General features: G+C 63.2%; 17 protein-coding genes and 1 tRNA gene. 13 read left to right on the top strand and 5 right to left on the bottom strand.

The window, feature by feature from the left end; translation table 11 throughout:
- Positions 1 to 423 precede the first annotated feature (423 nt).
- The gene (locus NKJ17_RS09205) at positions 424 to 1476 is read left to right on the top strand and encodes a threonine aldolase family protein (RefSeq protein WP_254816920.1); all 1053 of its coding nucleotides are present in this window, start codon (positions 424 to 426) and stop codon (positions 1474 to 1476) included.
- Between the two features lie 90 nt (positions 1477 to 1566).
- On the opposite strand, the gene NKJ17_RS09200 is transcribed toward NKJ17_RS09205, so the two are convergent.
- On the bottom strand, positions 1567 to 2031 hold the full coding sequence (locus tag NKJ17_RS09200) for an Hsp20 family protein (RefSeq protein WP_352478207.1): 465 nt from the start codon (positions 2029 to 2031) through the stop codon (positions 1567 to 1569).
- Positions 2032 to 2501: 470 nt separating this feature from the next.
- Between NKJ17_RS09200 and NKJ17_RS09195 the strand changes: the two genes are divergently transcribed.
- Positions 2502 to 3476 carry an alpha/beta fold hydrolase gene (locus NKJ17_RS09195; protein ID WP_352688026.1) on the top strand — a complete coding sequence of 325 codons (975 nt, stop codon included), beginning with the start codon at positions 2502 to 2504 and terminating at the stop codon, positions 3474 to 3476.
- Between the two features lie 137 nt (positions 3477 to 3613).
- Positions 3614 to 4072 (top strand): styrene oxide isomerase, encoded by a 459-nt coding sequence (locus NKJ17_RS09190; protein ID WP_352688024.1) that lies wholly within the window; start codon positions 3614 to 3616, stop codon positions 4070 to 4072.
- 146 nt (positions 4073 to 4218) lie between these two features.
- On the opposite strand, the gene hisN is transcribed toward NKJ17_RS09190, so the two are convergent.
- Together hisN and NKJ17_RS09180 are read right to left on the bottom strand one after the other, a co-directional pair.
- Positions 4219 to 4992: a histidinol-phosphatase gene (hisN, locus tag NKJ17_RS09185; RefSeq protein ID WP_352688022.1), complete on the bottom strand. Its 774-nt coding sequence runs from the start codon at positions 4990 to 4992 to the stop codon at positions 4219 to 4221.
- A 326-nt stretch (positions 4993 to 5318) separates the two neighbouring features.
- Positions 5319 to 6260, bottom strand: a complete 942-nt coding sequence (locus tag NKJ17_RS09180) for an N-formylglutamate amidohydrolase (protein WP_254816915.1) — start codon at positions 6258 to 6260, stop codon at positions 5319 to 5321.
- A 153-nt stretch (positions 6261 to 6413) separates the two neighbouring features.
- Here NKJ17_RS09180 and cpdR point away from each other — a divergent pair, with 153 nt between their 5' ends.
- Both cpdR and NKJ17_RS09170 read left to right on the top strand, forming a co-directional pair.
- Entirely contained in the window at positions 6414 to 6776 is a 363-nt protein-coding gene (gene cpdR, locus NKJ17_RS09175) for a cell cycle two-component system response regulator CpdR (RefSeq protein ID WP_006199474.1), read from the top strand.
- Between the two features lie 103 nt (positions 6777 to 6879).
- Positions 6880 to 6954: transfer RNA gene (locus NKJ17_RS09170), tRNA-Val, on the top strand.
- Positions 6955 to 7045: 91 nt separating this feature from the next.
- On the opposite strand, the gene fcl is transcribed toward NKJ17_RS09170, so the two are convergent.
- Positions 7046 to 8008: a GDP-L-fucose synthase gene (fcl, locus tag NKJ17_RS09165; protein WP_352688020.1), complete on the bottom strand. Its 963-nt coding sequence runs from the start codon at positions 8006 to 8008 to the stop codon at positions 7046 to 7048.
- A gap of 162 nt (positions 8009 to 8170) precedes the next feature.
- A complete protein-coding gene (locus NKJ17_RS09160) occupies positions 8171 to 9325 on the bottom strand; it encodes a dihydrodipicolinate synthase family protein (RefSeq protein WP_352688018.1) in 1155 nt (384 codons plus the stop codon).
- 245 nt (positions 9326 to 9570) lie between these two features.
- Between NKJ17_RS09160 and NKJ17_RS09155 the strand changes: the two genes are divergently transcribed.
- The 8 genes from NKJ17_RS09155 to NKJ17_RS09120 all read left to right on the top strand — a co-directional run bounded on the left by NKJ17_RS09155 (position 9571) and on the right by NKJ17_RS09120 (position 18899).
- A complete protein-coding gene (locus NKJ17_RS09155; protein ID WP_352647626.1) occupies positions 9571 to 10626 on the top strand; it encodes a LacI family DNA-binding transcriptional regulator in 1056 nt (351 codons plus the stop codon).
- A complete protein-coding gene (locus NKJ17_RS09150; RefSeq protein ID WP_352688016.1) occupies positions 10623 to 11639 on the top strand; it encodes a Gfo/Idh/MocA family protein in 1017 nt (338 codons plus the stop codon). The genes NKJ17_RS09155 and NKJ17_RS09150 overlap by 4 nt, the downstream gene beginning before the upstream one ends.
- Entirely contained in the window at positions 11636 to 13237 is a 1602-nt protein-coding gene (locus NKJ17_RS09145) for an acyl CoA:acetate/3-ketoacid CoA transferase (protein WP_352688015.1), read from the top strand. The genes NKJ17_RS09150 and NKJ17_RS09145 overlap by 4 nt, the downstream gene beginning before the upstream one ends.
- The gene (locus NKJ17_RS09140; RefSeq protein WP_352688013.1) at positions 13230 to 14006 is read left to right on the top strand and encodes an enoyl-CoA hydratase/isomerase family protein; all 777 of its coding nucleotides are present in this window, start codon (positions 13230 to 13232) and stop codon (positions 14004 to 14006) included. Before NKJ17_RS09145 ends, NKJ17_RS09140 begins: the two co-directional genes overlap by 8 nt.
- Before the next feature lie 25 nt (positions 14007 to 14031).
- The gene (locus NKJ17_RS09135; protein ID WP_352688011.1) at positions 14032 to 15543 is read left to right on the top strand and encodes an aldehyde dehydrogenase family protein; all 1512 of its coding nucleotides are present in this window, start codon (positions 14032 to 14034) and stop codon (positions 15541 to 15543) included.
- 59 nt (positions 15544 to 15602) lie between these two features.
- Positions 15603 to 16856: an ABC transporter substrate-binding protein gene (locus tag NKJ17_RS09130; protein WP_352688009.1), complete on the top strand. Its 1254-nt coding sequence runs from the start codon at positions 15603 to 15605 to the stop codon at positions 16854 to 16856.
- A gap of 142 nt (positions 16857 to 16998) precedes the next feature.
- On the top strand, positions 16999 to 17958 hold the full coding sequence (locus NKJ17_RS09125) for a carbohydrate ABC transporter permease (RefSeq protein WP_352688007.1): 960 nt from the start codon (positions 16999 to 17001) through the stop codon (positions 17956 to 17958).
- Positions 17955 to 18899 carry a carbohydrate ABC transporter permease gene (locus NKJ17_RS09120; RefSeq protein WP_254816905.1) on the top strand — a complete coding sequence of 315 codons (945 nt, stop codon included), beginning with the start codon at positions 17955 to 17957 and terminating at the stop codon, positions 18897 to 18899. Before NKJ17_RS09125 ends, NKJ17_RS09120 begins: the two co-directional genes overlap by 4 nt.
- Positions 18900 to 18901: the final 2 nt, after the last annotated feature.

The following is an 18901-nucleotide window of genomic DNA, read 5'->3' as shown; positions in this document are numbered from 1 at the left end:
TGGCTCCCCTTTCAATCTTGCGGCACGTCTTGCGAAATTCTTGCCGACCGTGCGGCTTTCCGCATCGTTCGCATATGGTATTCGTACAGGCCAGAGCCAGGCTGTCTAGCTGTCGCTCGCGGCAATGGCCGCAGAGGCGCAATCATAATGCCAATGCGGGCAGTTTTGTGCGACAAAATAAGACAGCACTACTGTCCTAAATTTTTATGACAGAAATTTTGGATGCACACAAGACCGATTCACAAAATTCTTGAAGCTTTCGCCACAGAAAATTGCGCGGAACGCGGTATCAGCGTAACCTTTCGTCGCTGCATGTACGCTCATGCGTTTCGCTGGCTTTAGCGGATTTTCGGTGTCTGCCCCTTGCGGCCGGCATGCGAAAGCGGCCAAGCTCGCCCCGATTTCCCCAGCATAGGCAGACGCATGATTTTCGCTTCCGACAATTGGGCAGGCGCCCATCCCCGTATCGCTGCCGGCCTCTCGGCCCATGCCGAGGGCTTCTCCACCGCTTATGGCGACGGCGTCCTCGACAAGGCAGTTTACCAGCGCTTCAATGAGATCTTCGAATGCGAAGTCGCGGTGTTTTTCGTCGCCACCGGCACCGCTGCCAATTCGCTGTCGCTGACTACCTATAACAAGCCAGGCGGCATTTCCTTCTGCCATCGCGAATCGCACGTCATCGAGGACGAATGCGGTGCACCGGAATATTTCACCGGCGGTTCGCGGCTTTATACAGTCGAAGGCGCGCTCGGCAAAATCGATGCCGGCAATCTGGAACGGGCGGTGGACCGTTTCGCACCCGAAAACGTCCATTCCGGGCGGCCGGTTGCCGTTTCGATCACTCAGTCGACCGAGGTCGGAACCGTCTACACGCTGAACGAAATCGCCAGGATTTCGGCGATCGCAAAGCAGCATGGACTGCCGCTGCACATGGACGGGGCCCGCTTTGCCAATGCGCTCGTCGCGCTGGAAACGACGCCGGCCGAAATGACCTGGAAGCACGGTATCGACATCCTCTCCTTCGGCGGCACCAAGAATGGCTGTTGGTGCGCCGAGGCGATCGTGCTGTTCGACCTCGAGCGAGCCAAGGAATTGGCCTTTTTGCGCAAGCGCGCGGCCCAGCTGTTCTCGAAATCGCGTTTCATCGCCGCGCAATTCGATGCTTATTTCAGGGGTGGGCTATGGCTCGATACGGCACGGCACGCCAATGCGATGGCGGCACGGCTTGCCGCGGCGATAGAAGATTCCCCTTCCGCCCGGCTGGCCTGGCTGCCGCAGGCGAACGAGGTCTTCGCGGTCATGAAAAAGGCCGAGGCCGAAAGCATGCAAGCGGCAGGCGCGGCCTTCCACGACTGGCACAGGCCGCTCGGCTACGACGGCCACATCGGCGAGGACGAAGCGCTCTACCGCTTCGTCACCAGCTTCGCGACCACGCCCGACGAGGTCGACCGTTTCGGCTACCTGCTCGCCGGATAGCAAGCCTTACCCAGCAAAAAGAGCGGCGCATTGCTGCACCGCCCTTTCTTCCCGGGGAGTTGGCGTCCCCGGAGAACGTAGCTGCCTGGCTTAGGCGGCAGTCTTGGCCTCGATCTGCTTGGCCTTGGCCGGAGCCGAGGTGATCGCGATCTTGCGCGGCTTCAGCTCTTCGGGGATGTTGCGCTTGAGGTCGACGGAGAGCAGCCCGTTCTTCAGCGCGGCGCCGACAACCTCGACGTGATCGGCAAGCTGGAAGCGGCGCTCGAAGGCTCGGCTGGCGATACCGCGATAGAGCAGTTCGGAGCCTTCGCCATTGCCTTCCTCCTTGCGCTCACCCTTGACGGTCAGCACATTGCGGTGAGCTTCGATCGAAATCTCATCTTCCGAGAAGCCGGCCACAGCCATCGAGATGCGATAGGCATCCTCGCCCGTGCGCTCGATGTTGTAAGGCGGATACGTCTGGCCTTCCGGCTGCGCAAGCGAATCGAGCATGGTGAACAGCCGGTCGAAACCGACGGTCGAACGGTAGAGCGGGGAAAAATCAACGTGACGCATGATGTGTTCTCCTGTTGAGCAACAAGGTTGCGTATGGCCGGTGCGAAACCCGTAACAGCGTTCCGGATGGGCCAGCGGCCCCGACATTGGCGACCGAATGACAAATTTGGGAAGCGGACGACGGCATTTCAAGATTTTCCCGCGTCCAAACAGGACCGGTCCCGGCCGACGTCCCGATGCCGATGAACGGCAGATGAACCGTGGCTTCGGCGAGCGTTCAGCCAAGCGGCATTAAAACTGTTCTCGAGATAACGAACAGGTCGCGAAAAAGGCGACACGACGAGGCCGAACCGGGTGCAACGTCCCTTCCTCCCGGGTCGACAGAGGCCGGGAGTACGCCCAAGGCTGCTTCCGGCCTTATTTCTTCGCTGCCTGTCGAGCTCCCCGGCGTCCCGAATTCCTTTGCTTTTGGCGCATGGGCGTTTATGCCTGACTTGCGCCCGTCGGCCCCGACACCAGCCAAACACCGTATGACCGATCTTTTCCACCAGACCCCCGTCTTCCATGAAACTCCGGGCAATCCGCTGCCGGAAAACGCAGCCGGTGGCTTCTTCACCACGCGCGACGGCAAGAAGATCCGCTATGGGCTGTTTGCCGCGGTTGCCCGCCCCATGAAGGGCACCGTCGTCGTCCTGACCGGCCGCAACGAGTGCATCGAGAAGTATTTCGAGACCATTCGCAACCTTGCCGACCGGGGCTTTGGCGTGGCAACCCTCGACTGGCGCGGCCAGGGCGCTTCCGACCGGATGATCGGCAACCGACAGCGCGGCTACGTCCAGAGCTTCTTCGACTACACCGGCGATCTGGAGCAGTTCTTCGAAGAGATCGTGCTGCCCGATTGCCGAGGACCCTACTACATACTGGCCCATTCGGCTGGCGCGGTGATTGCGCTGCTCGCCGCGCCCTCGATGGCGAACCGCGTGCGCCGCATGGTGCTGATCGCACCGTTCTTCACAGTGCCCGACCTGCCGGTTTCGGTAATAACCGTTCGCCGCATCTGTTCGCTGTTCTGCCTTCTCGGCCTCGGCCGGCTCTATGCCGCATGGGGGCCGCGGCCGAAGGAATCGGTGCCCTTCGCCATGAACAAGCTGACCAGCGACCCGGCGCGCTATCGGCGCAACACGCTGATCTACGAAACCTATCCGCAGCTGGCGCTCGGCGGACCGACGATCCGCTGGCTGAAGGCGGCCACGGAGGCATCCTTGATCGTCAGCGACCCGGATTTCATGGCCAAGATCCAGGTGCCCTTGCTGATGATCGCCGCCGGCGCCGACCAAGTTGTCTCGACCAGGGCAGTCGAAGCCTATGCGAGACGTCTGCGCGTCGGCTCGCTAGTGATGATCGACGGCGCCCGCCATGAGATCCTCCAGGAAGCCGACCTCTATCGCGAGCAGTTGCTTGCGGCATTCGATGCCTTCATCCCCGGAACCGGCGACGCTGTTTGACCGCTTCGCGGCGCCCGCCAACAAAGCCCGCACGGGTCGCTTGTCCGGCGCAGCGTGCCCCCTTATTCCCGTTCAGGCATCGAGCGCTAGCTTGCTGCCAAAGAGGTTGGAGGCCATTCGCCGGGAGAAAAACGACCATGAACGCATCAAACACGCTGTCACGTCAGGGGCATCGGCTACTGCAGATTGGCGTCGCGCTGCTGCTGTTTTCGTCATTCCAAGGGTTTGCAATACCGTATCTCGCCGCACCGCGGCTCGGACTGTCCGCGCACACGCTCAGCGCCCTGGAGGGCGTTCTCTTGCTGGCGCTAGGCCTCACATGGTCTAGGCTCAATCTCGGCGCGGCGACGTCGCGGATTGCATTCTGGCTGCTGATCTATTCGGCTTTGGCGATCCTGGCCGCCTACGTGATCGCCAGCGCCTGCGCGGCCGGCAACGAGACTATGCCGTTAGCGGCCGGAGCCTTCCACGGAAGCGCCTTTCAGGAAGCTGTGATCAAAGGTGTGGCGTATTCGTCCGCGCCGACCGGCCTTATCTCTTTCGCGCTCATTTTGTGGGGCCTGCGTCTCTCGGACGCTTGGCCTGCCGATAGCTAATGCATGTCGAAGGTGCGCAGCGGTTGTACGATAACGACATACAAAAAATGCGAGCGCGCCCCCATTCAACGCGCGACGCACTTTGGAACCGTACCGCGGTTTCCGTCGGATTTGCGCAAAACCAGACGCGCGGGTGCACCGGATGCCTAGCCGCGCAGCGCCGCCATCGCCGCCGCGTGCAGTTCCGGTGTCGCCGCCGCCAGGATGTCGCCGCCCTTTTCCGCCGGTCCGCCCTCGAAAGTGGTGACGACGCCGCCTGCCTTCTCGATGATCGGGATCAGTGCGACGATGTCGTAGGGTTTCAATCCGGGATCGGCGACGATATCGACGCTGCCCGCGGCCACCATGGCGAAGGCATAGCAGTCGGTGCCGTAACGGGCGAGCTGGACCTGCTTCTCGAATACGTCATAGCGCAGGCGCGCGTCTCCCTTGAACAGCGCCGGCGTGGTAGTGAACAGCGTCGCCTCGGCGAGATTCGTCGTCTTGCGCGTCGCGAGTTTTCGCGGGCCACCCGGACCTTCATAATGCGAGCCGGAGGCATTGGCGTAGAACAGCTCGCCGGTGAAGGGCTGCGACATCATGCCGGCGACGGCATCGCCGTCGACCGTCAGCCCGACCAGTGTTCCCCATACCGGCAGGCCGGAGATGAAGGCGCGTGTTCCATCGATCGGATCGATCACCCAGACATGCCGGCTGGAGATGTTTTCGCTGCCATGCTCCTCGCCGAGGATGCCGTGATCGGGGTATTGCGCGTTGATCAGCGCCCGGATGGCCCGCTCGGCCTCGCGGTCGGCCTCGGTGACGGGGTCGAAGCTGCCGCGCTCCTTGTTGGTGACCGCGCCCTGATTGCGGAAGCGCGGCAAGGTCTCGGCTGCGGCGGCATGCGCAACGCGCCGCATGAACTCGATGCTGACGTCCAACTGATTCTCCCGCTCCAGCATGTTTGAGATGCCCGTTAGCCCTCGGTTTTATGCCGAAACAAGGGCGTTCGGAGCCTTTCGCTGGACGCTAACTGTTGCTCGAATGCAACGCAATCATCGTGGAAATGCAATTTCCACTTCACAGTGAATTAAAAAACCCGGAACGCGCCTTGACATTTGTGCAGCGCACAATACGTTTGTTCTCGGACAGGGTTCCTGTCCATGCCCTCCTTGGGCGTTTCCTCCCTAGACTTCGACCGTGTCGTGCAAACGATGCGGTCTTTTTTTGTGCCGCCGCATGAGCGGCGAGTGCCGCGATTCCGGCGCTATTCTGCGGCCAGAGGCAGATCCATGAAATTGTGATCGGGCATCGCCATCAGTTCGGCTGAAAACCGCGCCAGATCGTCCGCCAGGGCGTCGAAACCAGATGATCTCTGGAACGTCCGCTCATTCATGTAGAGCCCCCGATTGACCTCGATCTGCAGCGCATGCAGATGGCGCACTGGGCGGCCATAGTGCTCCGTGATGAAGCCTCCGGCATAGGGCTTGTTGTGGGCGACGCTGTAGCCCATGCCGGTGAGCAGGCCGATCGCGGTTTCGGTCAACGCCGCCGCGGCCGAGATGCCGAAACGGTCGCCGACGATGAAATCCGGCCGCAATCCGCTGTCGCCGACCCTTATGCTTGCCGGCATCGAGTGGCAGTCAATCAGCACGGCATAGCCGAAGCGCGCATGGGTTCTGGTCAAGAGCCGTTTCAGCGTCTCGTGATAGGGCTTGTAGACCGCTTCGATGCGCGCCACGGCTTCCGCCAGCGGCAAGCGGCCGGAATAGATGTCGAGCCCCTCGCCTACAAGCTTGGGCACGGTGCCGAGTCCGCCGGCCACCCGCGCTGAGCGGATGTTGCAGAATGACGGCACCGGTTCGGCGAACATGCGCGGGTCGAGTTCCCACGGCTCCCGGTTGACGTCGAGATAGGCACGCGGGAAGTTTGCCGCCAGCATCGGCGCCCCTAGCGCGACGGCACCGCCGAACAATTCCTCGACATAGCAGTCCTCGGAGCGACGGATCGCGTTGCGGTCCAGCTTGGCCATCGCCATGAACCGGTCCGGATAGTAGCGGCCGCTATGCGGCGAGTTGAAGAGGAAGGGAACGCGCTGTTCGGCGCCCGATCGGATTTCGAAGGGTGGAACGACCGAAAAATCCTCGGCTGCCGTTTTCAATTTGAACGAACCCGGGAATACCAATGCATCATGATAGGAAAGTGCCACCTCGCCGCTCGCATGTCCAGCCGCCGAAGCGCCAGCCAAATCAGGATTGTGCGCCCAACGTTCACTTGATGTTTACCGTCACCTCCTCATATACAGCATGGTTAACGGGCTTGCCGCACGGCATTGTCGGTTGGGTGATTCGGACGGGACAAGATGGCACGCATTCTGCTGGCGGAAGACGACGACGACATGCGCCGGTTCCTCGTCAAGGCGCTGGAGCGCGCCGGTTATCAGGTCAGCGATTTCGACAATGGCGCCAGTGCCTATGAGCGGCTGCGCGAGGAGCCTTTTTCGCTGCTTTTGACCGACATCGTCATGCCCGAGATGGATGGCATCGAGCTCGCCCGTCGCGCCACCGAGATCGATCCTGACCTCAAGGTGATGTTCATCACCGGCTTCGCCGCCGTCGCCCTGAACCCTGACTCCAAGGCGCCGAAAGACGCCAAGGTGCTATCGAAGCCGTTCCACCTGCGCGACCTCGTCAACGAAGTCGAAAAGATGCTGCAGGCCGCCTGACGCGCTTTTGTCGCGTCTTGACCGACGCCGCAAGCCAGCCATTCTTTCCCCTTTCCCGCTATTGACGTGCCGAACCAAAAATGGTGTATGCGCGGCTTCGGATGGGCGTGTAGCTCAGCGGGAGAGCACTGCATTGACATTGCAGGGGTCACAGGTTCAATCCCTGTCACGCCCACCATCCAGACAATCCCTCGATTGGCCGTCGGTATTTTCATCGGCTGTCGTTCTCAGCCTCATCCAATCCTGATGCCGAGCTCGCCAATTCAGCTTCAGGCCGCGCCGAGGCGGAGATCGCCGGTCTCGACGTGCTGGAGAAACCACGAATAGGTCTGTTCCAATCCGCTGCGCAGCGAGTAGCGCGGGCGCCAGCCGGTGGCGAACAGACGCGATACGTCCATCAGCTTGCGCGGCGTGCCGTCCGGCTTCGTCGCATCGAATGTTATTGCGGCATCGGCGCCGGCGACCGACACGATGGTGCGGGCAAGGTCGGCAATGGTGATGTCTTCCCCCGAGCCGACATTGATGTGGCTGTCGCCCGAATAATTCTTCAGCAGCCAGACCAGCGCGTCAGCGGCGTCGTCGACATGCAGGAATTCACGCCTAGGCGTGCCTGATCCCCACACCTCCAGGCTCTTGCGCCCGGCGCGCTTGGCCTCGTGCGCCTTGCGCATCAGAGCGGGCACGACATGGCTGGAATTGAGGTCGAAATTGTCGCCCGGACCGTAGAGATTGGTCGGCATCGCCGAGATGTAGTCGACGCCGTACTGGCGCCGATAGGCCTGACACAGTTTCAGCCCGGCGATCTTGGCGATCGCATACCATTCGTTGGTGGGCTCGAGCGGCCCGGTCAGCAAGGCGTCCTCGGAGATCGGCTGCGCCGCGAATTTGGGATAGATGCAGGATGAACCGAGAAACAGCAGCTTCTGCACCTCGTTGCGGAAGGCGCTGTCGATGACATTGTTCTGCATGACGAGATTGTCCTGCAGAAAATCGACCGGAAGCCTGTTGTTGGCCAGGATACCGCCAACCTTGGCCGCCGCCATCACCACTGCATCCGGCTTGCGGTCGGCCATCCAGTGCCGCACGCCGGACTGGTCGAGAAGATCGAGCTCGGCGCGCGAGGCGGTCAGGAGCTCGCAATCCTCGTCGGCCAATCGGCGCAGGATGGCCGAGCCGACCATGCCGCGATGTCCGGCCACGAAAACGCGCTTGCCCTGAAGGTCGAAGGTCATCAGCTTACCCCAATGCAGAACGGCAGCTATGCCAGTTGGCCGGCGGAGCGCCGGATCGGCTTCTCTGTTGCCGGACGCATACCGCATACAGATTTGCCCAGACAAGGCAAATCGCAAAGCCACGCGAAGCAACCTTTGGATCGGACGCTGTAGCGCTCGCGATCAGACGCCCGCTACCGCGCAGAGGCTTGTCATTCTGGCAATGGCAAGCTTGGGGTCGGCCAGCAACCCTGCCTGGTCGGCAAGGCGAAAGACATCGGAATAGTGGCGGATGCCGCGCGCCGATTGCATGCCGCCGATCATCGAAAAATGCTCCTGGTGGCCGTTCAGCCATGCCATGAAGACGATGCCGGCCTTGTAATATTCGGTCGGCACCTCGAAGATTTTGCGCGACAGCGGCACTGTCGGGGCCATCAGCGCGTCATAGCCGGCGCGGTCGCCGGCGGCCAGCTTTGCCAGCGCTGCATTGGCGACCGGCGCGATCGCATCGAAGATGCCGAGCAGCGCGTGCGAATGTCTGTCGCCGTCGCCGGCGATCAGCTCGGGGTAATTGAAGTCGTCGCCGGTGAACATCACCACGCCCTCGGGCAGCCGGTCCCTGAGGGCAATCTCCTTGCCGGCATCGAGCAGCGAGATCTTTATGCCCTCGACCTTGCCGGCATGGCGTTCGATGATCGCGATCACCGTCTCCAGCGCGGTTTCGAAATCGCTGCTGCCCCAGTAGCCTTTCAGCGTCGGGTCGAACATGTCGCCCAGCCAGTGCAGGATGACCTTGCCGGACGCCTGGGACAGGATGCGGTCGTAGACGCCGACATAATCGTCGGGGCCTTTGGCGATCGCCGCCAGCGTGCGGCTGGCCATCATGATCGCCTTGCCGCCAAGCCCTTCGATGAAGCCGAGCTGTTCTTCATAGGCCGCGATGACATCGTCGAGCGTGCTGGCGGCCCCCGGCGCCAGATGGTCGGTGCCGGCGCCCGACGCAAGATCGGCGCCGTCGACGCTGCGCGCCTCAGCGATCGAGCGGCGGATCAATTCCCTGGCGTTTGCCCAATCGAAACCCATACTGCGCTGCGAGGTGTCCATCGCTTCGGCGACACGGAAGCCAAGCCGCCAAAGGTGACGGCGAAACGCCATCGTCTTCTCCCAGTCGACCGCGGGCCTCGACCACGGATCGGTCATGGCGAGGGGATCGGCAACGACATGGGCGGCGGCGTAGGCGATGCGCGAGAACCGCGCGCCGGCCACAGGCTGCACCGGCTGGCCGACAAGCCTGTAGCGGATACGGCCGCCGCCTTCCCCGGGCAAGGTGATGTCCATGGCTCTCTCCCTTGCCCGCGCCTATTAAATGGAACGTTCCAATAAATCAAGATATTTTGACCGCCTGCCTCGTGCAGCTCAAAATTGCTGCATCGCAGCAGGCGAAAGCCATGCCTGCCAGAGGATTGCGCCCACTGAGCCGCATTTTTCTCGGGTTCGCAAAAACACGATTGACTCAAATGCCTCGCAGAGATTAGATCGTTCCAATAAAATCGCATAAGAAACCTCCGGGAGGACAGATCTGGATGGCCAGCCGGGCCAAGGCAACGATACTCGACATCGCCCGTGAGGCGGGCGTGTCCAAATCGACGGTATCGCTGGTGTTGCAAGGCAGCCGGCTGATCCGGCCTGAGACCGCGCTCAAGGTGCGCAAGGCGATCGAGGATGTCGGGTATGTCTACAACCGCGGCGCCGCCAATCTGCGCAAGGCCCACTCCAACGTCATCGGCATGGTCATCAACGATCTTACCAATCCGTTTTTCGCCGAGATGGCGGTCGGCATGGAGCGCGTCTTCCAGTCGGCCGGGATCGTGCCTTTCATCGCCAACACGGCGGAGAGCCCGGTGCGCCAGGAAGAGGTTCTGAAATCGCTGATGGAGCAGGGTGTCGCCGGGCTCGTCGTGTCGCCGGCGCGCGGCACCACGCCGGGCGCGTTCCGCCGCCTTGAGACCGCAGGCGTTCCGGTCGTCTTCGTCATGCGCCGCCTCCCCGAAAGCCGCATCCCGGTGATCACGCCCGACAATCATCGCGGCGCCTATCTTGCCACCGCCCATCTGATCGGCAAGGGCCACCGCCGGCTGGCCTTCTTCGGCGGTTCGTCCGATCTCGTCGTCTATCACGAGCGGCTGGGCGGCTTTCGCGAGGCCTGTGAAGCGCTCGGCATCGCACCAGCCGACAGGCTGGTCTTCGAGGGCGAAACCAGCCGCAAGGGCGGCATTGCCTGCCTGGAAACCGCCCTTGCCATGGCCTCACCGCCGACCGCGGCCCTTTGCTTCAACGATGCGGTCGCCTTCGGCGTCTTGCTGGCGCTGCGCAAGCGCGGCCTTGAGCCCGGCGCGGACTTTGCCGTCGTCGGCTTCGACGACGTCGCCGAGGCCGAGCACTACATGCCGGCGCTGACCAGCGTCGCGGTGAACACCGCCGGCCTCGGCGAGCGCGCCGCCCATGTCGTGCTGAAGATGATCCAATCGCGCACCACGCGCGCCGAGGATCATATCGGCGCCGTCAACCTCGTGGTCAGGGAAAGCTGCGGTCCCGATCGCAAGGAGCATGGCTGCGCAGGAATGGGAGACGCGGCATGACCGTCAGTTGGGGGCTGATCGGCGCCAGCACGATCGCAAGACAGTTCATGATCGGCGCCATCCGCGCGCAGCCGGACGGCGAGATCGCCGCAGTGATGAGCTCCAGCCCGGAGCGGGCTACCGCCTATGCTCGGGAAAACCGCATTCCGGCGGCGGTCTCGACGCTTGATGAATTGCTCGGCTCCGACATCGACGCCGTCTACATCTCGACCACCAACGAATTGCATCTCGAACAGGCACTCGCCGCCATTGAGGCGGGAAAGCATGTGCTTTGCGAAAAGCCGCTGGCGCTGACCAGCGCCGACGCCCGCAAGATGGTCGCAGCGGCCAGGGCCGCCGGCGTCGTGCTCGGCACCAATCACCATCTGCGCAATGCGGGCTCGCATCGGGCGATGCGCGAAGCGATCGCTGCCGGCCGCATCGGCAGACCGATCGCCGCGCGCGTCTTCCACTCCGTCTATCTGCCGGAAAACCTGCAGGGCTGGCGCATCACCAGGCCGGACGCCGGCGGCGGCGTGGTGCTCGACATCACCGTCCACGATGCCGACACGCTGCGCTTCGTGCTCGGCGACGATCCCGTCGAGATCTCGGCGTTCACGCAATCGGCTGGCATGGCCGCCTGCGGGCTGGAAGACGGCGCCATGTGCCTCTGGCGCTTCGCATCGGGCGTCATCGCCCAGTCGCATGAGGGCTTCACCACCAGATTCGCCGGCACCGGCTTCGAGGTGCATGGCAGCGAAGGCTCGCTGATCGCCAGGGATGTGATGACGCAGAAGCCGGTCGGCTCGGTGTTGCTGCGCACGGCACAGGGCGAGGAGGAATTGAGCTTCGACCGCGAAGATCTCTATGCCCGTTCGCTGCGCCAATTCCACGCGGCGATCCGTGGCGAGGGCCAGCCTTCCGCCACCGGCGAAGACGGCGTCTGGTCGCTGACATCAGCCGAAGCGGCATTGCAGTCGGCCAGGTCCGGCAAGGCCGTTGCCCTCGACCCGAAGCTCGGGAGTGCTGGATGAGCAAGCTCGTTTCCGCGGCTGAGGCTGCCGGCCTGATCAGGGATGGCGTGGTCGTTTCCGTGTCGTCGTCGAGCGGCCTCGGCTGCCCGGATGCGGTGCTTGCCGCGATCGGCGAGCGCTTCGACGCCGAAGGCCATCCCAAGGACATCACGACGCTGCACCCGATCGCCGCCGGCGATATGTACGGCATCAAGGGCATCGACCATCTAGCCAAGCCCGGCCTGTTGAAGCGCACTTTGTGCGGCTCCTATCCGTCCGGGCCGTCATCGTCGGAACCGCCGCAGATCTGGAAGATGATCGGCGACAATTCGGTCGCCGCCTATAACGTGCCGTCCGGCATCCTGTTCGACATGCATCGCGAGGCCGCGGCCAAGCGCCCCGGCGTGCTGACCAAGGTCGGGCTCGATACCTTTGCCGACCCGCGCCATCAGGGTTGCGCCATGAATGCTGCCGCCAGCGAGCCGATCGTTTCGGTGCAGCAGTTCGACGGCGAGGAATGGCTCTATTTCCGCTCGATCGTACCGCAGGTCGCGATCATCCGCGCCACCACGGCGGACGAGCGCGGCAACCTTACCTATGAGCATGAGGGTGCCTATCTCGGCGGCCTCGAACAGGCGCTGGCCGCCCGCAACAATGGCGGCATCGTCATCGCGCAGGTCAAGCGCGTCGTCGAGAACGGCACGCTGAAGCCGCACGATGTGCGCGTGCCCGGCGTGCTGGTCGATCATATCGTGGTGGCGCCCGACCAGTTGCAGACGACGCTGACGCCCTACGATCCGGCCATCTCCGGCGAGATTTTCCGGCCGCTGTCGAGCTTTCGCAACGCCGAGATGAACGTCCAGAAGATCATCGCCCGCCGCGTCGCCATGGAGCTTGCCGACGGCATGGCCGTCAATATCGGCTTCGGCATCTCGGCCAATGTGCCGCGCATCCTGCTCGAGGAAGGCCAGCACGGCAAGGTCACCTGGGTCATCGAACAGGGCGCGGTCGGCGGCGTGCCGCTGCTCGATTTCAAGTTCGGCTGCTCGTCGAACGCCGACGCCTTCATGCCTTCGCCGCACCAGTTCATCTATTTCCAGGCCGGCGGCTTCGACGCCTCGCTGCTGTCCTTCCTGCAGATCGACCGGCACGGCTCGGTCAATGTCTCGAAGCTTTCGGCGCGGCCGCATGTCACCGCCGGCGCCGGCGGCTTCGTCGACATCACCGCGCGGGCGAAGAAGATCGTCTTTTCCGGTTTCTTCAACGCCGGCGCCAAGCTGTCGCTTGCCGGTGGCGGCATCCGCATCGACCAGGAGGGCAAGGTCAAGAAAGTCGTCGACGAGGTCGAGCATATCTCCTTCTCGGGCAAGCGTGCCGTCGCGCAGGGACAAGACATCACTTATGTCACCGAGCGCTGCGTGATGAAGCTGACGCCGGCAGGGCTGATGGTGACCGAGCTGGCGCCGGGCATCGACCTTGAGCGCGATGTGCTGGCGCAGGCCGAGATCCCGCTCGCCGTCGCCAACGACCTGAAAGTGACGCCGGATGCGCTCTACCGGGACCGGCCGATCGGCCTGTCGCTCAACGGCGGCGCATCGCTTGGAGGTGCACATGGCTGAGCGTCTGGTAACCTTTGAAACCGACGGCCCCATCGGCATTGTCACGCTGCGCCGGCCAGAGAAATTCAACGCGCTCGATATTCCGATGCTGCGGGCGCTGGAAGCAGCACTCGACGAAGCCGAGGCGGCGGACGGCGTCCGCGTCGTGCTGGTCTGCGGCGAAGGCAAGGGCTTTTGCGCCGGCGGCGACGTCGAGGCTTGGGCAGAAATGAGCGCTGCCGATTTCCAGGTGCAATGGGTGCGCTACGGCCACCGCGTCTTTGATCGGCTGGCGCGGCTGCGGCAGCCCACAATCGCCGTTCTTGCCGGCCATGCGCTGGGCGGCGGGCTGGAACTGGCGGCGGCTTGCGACTTTCGCGTGGCGGAAACACAGGTGAAGTTGGGGTTCCCCGAAACCTCGATCGGCGTCGTTCCCGGCTGGTCCGGCACCCAGCGCGCCGTGCGCCGCTTCGGTGCGCAGGCAGTGCGGCGGATGGCGCTCGGCGGCGAAGTGTTTCTGGCTACCGAGGCTCTTGCTCTGGGAATTGTCGACCGGGTGGTTGAGACCGGTGGGGCGTTCGCCGAAGCCGAGGCCTGGGCCGGCAACATCGCCGAGCGCGGGCCGCTGGCGACCGAGGCCGCCAAGCTGATGATTGCCATTGCCGAAGGCGAAGAGAGTGCTGCCGCGACCGAAGCGCTGGCCAGCGGCTTCATTGCGCTGACAAGCGATCTCAGGGCCGGCGTCGAGGCTTTCAAAGCCAAGCAGAAGCCGGCGTTCTCAAGATCATAAAATGCGAGCGGAAGCTGGAAATCACATGAACGCGCCCCTCAACATTGCTATGCCGGCCGAGGTAGCCGCAGCGCCGAAAAGCTATCGGTTGCTGATCGACGGCAAGTTCGTCGATGCCCAGGACGGCCGCACGCTGGAGCGCAGCAGCCCCGGCCACGGCTTCACCGTCTCGCGCTATGCACAGGCCGGCCCGGCGGACATCGAGGCGGCGGTAAAGGCAGCGCACAAGGCCTTCGAGACGGGCCCGTGGCCGCGCATGAAGGCCGGCGAGCGCGCCGCGATCCTGCTCAAGGCGGCAGACCTGATCGAGGCGCGGCTCGAGGAGATCGCCCGGCTCGACGCGCTGGAATCCGGCAAGCCGATTGCCCAGGCGCGTGGCGAGATCGGCGGCGCCGTTGACATCTGGCGCTATGCCGCGGCACTGGCCCGCACGCTTCACGGCGAAAGCTACGCCAATCTCGGCGATGCCATGCTGGGCGTCGTGCTGCGCGAACCGATCGGCGTCGTCTCGATCATCACGCCGTGGAACTTCCCGTTCCTTATCGTCAGCCAGAAACTGCCCTTCGCGCTTGCCGCCGGCTGCACGGCGGTGGTCAAGCCGAGCGAGATGACCTCGGCCTCGACCTTCGTGCTTGGCGAGATCCTGATGCAGGCCGGCCTGCCGGACGGTGTCGTCAACATCCTTGCCGGGCTGGGCGCCGATGTCGGCGCACCGATGGTCAGCCATCCGCTGGTGGAGATGGTGTCGTTCACCGGCTCCACCCGCGTCGGCAAGATGACCATGGCGTCGGCCGCCAACTCGCTGAAGAAAGTCTCGATGGAGCTCGGCGGCAAGAACGGCCAGATCGTCTTTCCCGATGCCGACCTCGAAGCCGCCGCCGACGCGGCGGTGTTCGGCGGCTTCTTCAATGCCGGCGAATGCTGCAATGCCGGCAGCCGGCTGATCGTCCATGAGGCGATCGCCGAAGAGTTCCTCGCAGCCGTGAAGGCCCTCACCGCCAAGGTGACCGTCGGCGACCCGCTCGACGATCGCACCAAGGTCGGCGCGATGATCTCCGCCGACCATCTGGCCAAGGTCACCGGCTACGTGATGGCAGCGGAAAACGACGGCGGCCGGATTCACAGCGGCGGCAAGCAGCTTGCTTCGAGCGCCGGCCAGTATCTTGATCCGACCATCATTCGCGACGTCACCGGAGACATGGCCATTGCCCGCGAGGAAGTGTTCGGTCCGGTGCTCTCGGTGCTCACCTTTGAATCGATTGAAAGGGCGTTGCACATCGCCAACGACACGCCCTATGGTCTGTCGGCGGGCGTGTGGAGCGCCAGCATCGATACCTGCATGTCGGTGGCGCGGAATGTGCGTTCGGGAACCGTTTGGGTGAACACGTTCATGGAGGGTTATCCCGAACTGCCTTTCGGCGGCTACAAGCAGTCCGGTCTCGGACGCGAACTCGGCAAGCGCGCCGTCGAGGATTATACCGAGGAAAAGACAATCCAGTTTCATCGCGGCCAGCGCACCGGATGGTGGGTCGGCTGAGTTGGGAAGAACCCGGTGGGCATCCGCCGGTCGTGTAAGTTCAACAAGGGAGGAAGTACATGTTGCGCAAACTGCTTATCGGGACGGCTCTCGCATCGGGCGTTGCGTTCGCGGCCCATGCCGAGGACGTCAAGGAAGTGCAGATGCTGCATTGGTGGACGTCGGGCGGCGAAGCTGCCGCTCTGAACGTGCTCAAGCAGGATCTGGCCAAGGAAGGCTTTGCCTGGAAGGACGTGCCGGTGGCCGGCGGCGGCGGCGACGCCGCCATGACCGCGCTGAAGGCGATGGTGGCGGCCGGCAACTACCCGACCGCCTCGCAGATGCTCGGCTATACCGTGCTCGACTACGCCGCGGCCGGCGTCATGGGCGACCTGACCGAGACGGCGATAAAGGAAGGCTGGGACAAGTCCGTTCCCGCGGCCCTGCAGAAATTCTCGGTCTATGACGGCAAGTGGGTCGCGGCTCCGGTCAACGTCCACTCGGTCAACTGGCTGTGGATCAACAAGGCGGTGATGGACAAGATCGGCGGCACCGAGCCCAAGACCTTCGACGACTTCATCGCGCTGCTCGACAAGGCCAAGGCGGCGGGCGTCATCCCGCTCGCGCTGGGCGGCCAGAACTGGCAGGAAGCGACCATGTTCGACTCGGTCGTGCTGTCGACCGGGGGGCCCGAGTTCTACAAGAAGGCCTTCAACGACCTCGACGAGGAATCCCTCAAGTCCGACACGATGAAAAAGTCGTTCGACAACCTCGCCAAGCTCGTCACCTATGTCGACCCGAACTTCTCGGGCCGCGACTGGAACCTCGCCACCGCCATGGTCATCAAGGGCGATGCGCTGGTGCAGGTGATGGGCGACTGGGCCAAGGGCGAATTCAACGCCGCCAAGAAGGTCCCGGGCACCGACTTCCTGTGCTACCGTTTCCCGGGCACCGACGGCAGCGTCGTCTACAACTCCGACATGTTCGGCATGTTCAACGTGCCGGACGACCGCAAGGCCGCCCAGGTCGCCCTGGCCACCGCCACTCTGTCGAAGAGCTTCCAGTCGGCCTTCAACGTCGTCAAGGGTTCGGTTCCGGCCCGCACCGACGTGCCGGACACCGACTTCGACGCATGCGGCAAGAAGGGCATGGCCGATTTGAAGGCCGCCAATGAAGGCGGCACGCTGTTCGGCTCGCTGGCGCAAGGCTACGGCGCCCCTCCGGCGGTTGCCAACGCCTACAAGGATGTCGTCTCGAAGTTCGTCCACGGCCAGATCAAGACCTCGGACGAGGCGGTGACCCAACTGGTCAGTGCGATCGAAGACGCCAAGTAAGCACGCGCCCATGTGAACGATCTCCCCGGCGCAAGCCGGGGAGATTCCCTGCGGAGGGGTTTTGCGGTTGCGCTGACCGGCACGCTTCGTGCCGCAGAGGCCGCGACGACAGAATTCCGGACCCGCGATACGGAATGGATCGATGAGCATAGTTGCTGAAACCAGTATCACGCTGACGCCGGAGCACGGTGCCCGTCCGGGCGCTTCGGTGCGCTCGCGCCTGCAGGATGCGCTGCCGAAGCTCGTGCTGGCGCCGAGCTTCGCCGCCACCATCGTCTTCGTCTACGGCTTCATCCTGTGGACGATCTATCTGTCCTTCACCAATTCCAAGACCTTTCCCTCCTATGCGATCACCGGGCCACGCGCCTATCAGCGGCTGTGGCGCTGGACTTTCGAAAGCGATCCGCCGTCCTCCTGGTACACCTCGATCACCAATATGGGGGTTTTCGGCTTCCTCTATATTTCCATCTGCCTGGCGCTCGGCCTGTTCCTGGCGATCCTGCTTGACCAGAAGATCCGCGGCGAAGGCCTGTTGCGGCCGATCTATCTCTACCCGATGGCACTGTCCTTCATCGTCACCGGCGTTGCCTGGAAATGGTTTCTCGACCCCGGCCTCGGCCTCGAGCAGACGCTGCACCAATGGGGCTGGACGAGCTTCCATTTCGACTGGATCAAGAACAAGGACTTCGTCATCTACACTGTGGTCATCGCCGGTGTCTGGCAGGCGTCAGGCTTCATCATGGCGATGTTCCTGGCCGGCCTGCGCGGCATCGACGGCGAGATCCTGAAGGCGGCGCAGATCGACGGTGCCACCACCTTCCAGCTCTACCGTCGCATCGTCATCCCGCTGCTGCGGCCGATCTTCCTGTCCGCCTTGATCGTCCTCGCGCATCTCGCCATCAAGTCCTACGATCTGGTCGTCGCGCTGACCAGCGGCGGGCCGGGCGGCTCGGCCTGGCTGCCGTCGAACTTCATGTATGAGTACACCTTCAAGCGCAACGAAATGGCCGTCGGCTCGGCCAGCGCCGTGAACATGCTGATGACTATCACCGCGATCATCGTTCCCTATCTCTATTCCGAGCTTCGGGAGAAGCCGCGATGAGCGCCATAGCCACTCCTGCTCGCCAGAGCACAGGCGGTATCAGCGCCAGGACGGTCAACCGTATCGTCATCTACGGGCTGCTGGCGCTGTTTGCGCTGTTCTATCTGATGCCGCTGTTCGTCATGCTGGTGACCTCGTTCAAGACCATGGACGAGATCCAGAACGGCAACATGCTGGCGCTGCCGCAGGCGCCGACCTTCGCCCCTTGGATAAGGGCATGGAGCGAAGTCTGCTCGGGTCTCACCTGCGTCGGCATGAAGGGTTATTTCTGGAACTCGATCAAGATGGTGGTTCCGGCGGTCATTATCTCGACCCTGCTCGGCGCGCTCAACGGCTATGTGCTGACGAAGTGGCGCTTTCGCGGGGCGACGCTGGTGTTCGGGCTGATGCTGTTTGCCTGCTTCATCCCGTTCCAGTCCGTGCTCTTGCCGATGGCAACGATCCTCGGCAGCCTCGGCCGGTTCGGTGTCAAGCTGCAGAACGCGACCGGCTTCACCTTCGGCTTCGGCAATCCAACCGTGAACCTGGTGTTCGTTCACGTCGTCTACGGCATCGGCTTCACCACCCTGTTCTTCCGCAATTATTACGAAGCGTTTCCGAACGAGCTGGTGAAGGCGGCGCAGATCGACGGCGCCAGCTTCTTCCAGATCTTCCGGCGCATCATGCTGCCCAACTCGCTGCCGATCATCGTGGTGACGGTGATCTACCAGTTCACCAACATCTGGAACGACTTCCTCTTCGCCTCCGCATATGCCGGCTCAGGCGACGTGATGCCGATGACGGTGGCGCTGAACAACGTCGTCAACACCTCGACCGGCGTCGTCGAATACAACGTCAATATGGCGGCTGCGATGATCGCCGCGCTGCCGACGCTCCTCGTCTATGTGCTCGCCGGCCGCTATTTCGTGCGCGGCCTTATGGCCGGCGCCGTCAAAGGATAATC

Source organism: Mesorhizobium sp. M0208, from assembly GCF_040322015.1.
Lineage (GTDB): Bacteria > Pseudomonadota > Alphaproteobacteria > Rhizobiales > Rhizobiaceae > Mesorhizobium.
Note: the sequence above shows the minus strand (reverse complement) of the source record. Positions and strands in the feature narration are given on the sequence as shown.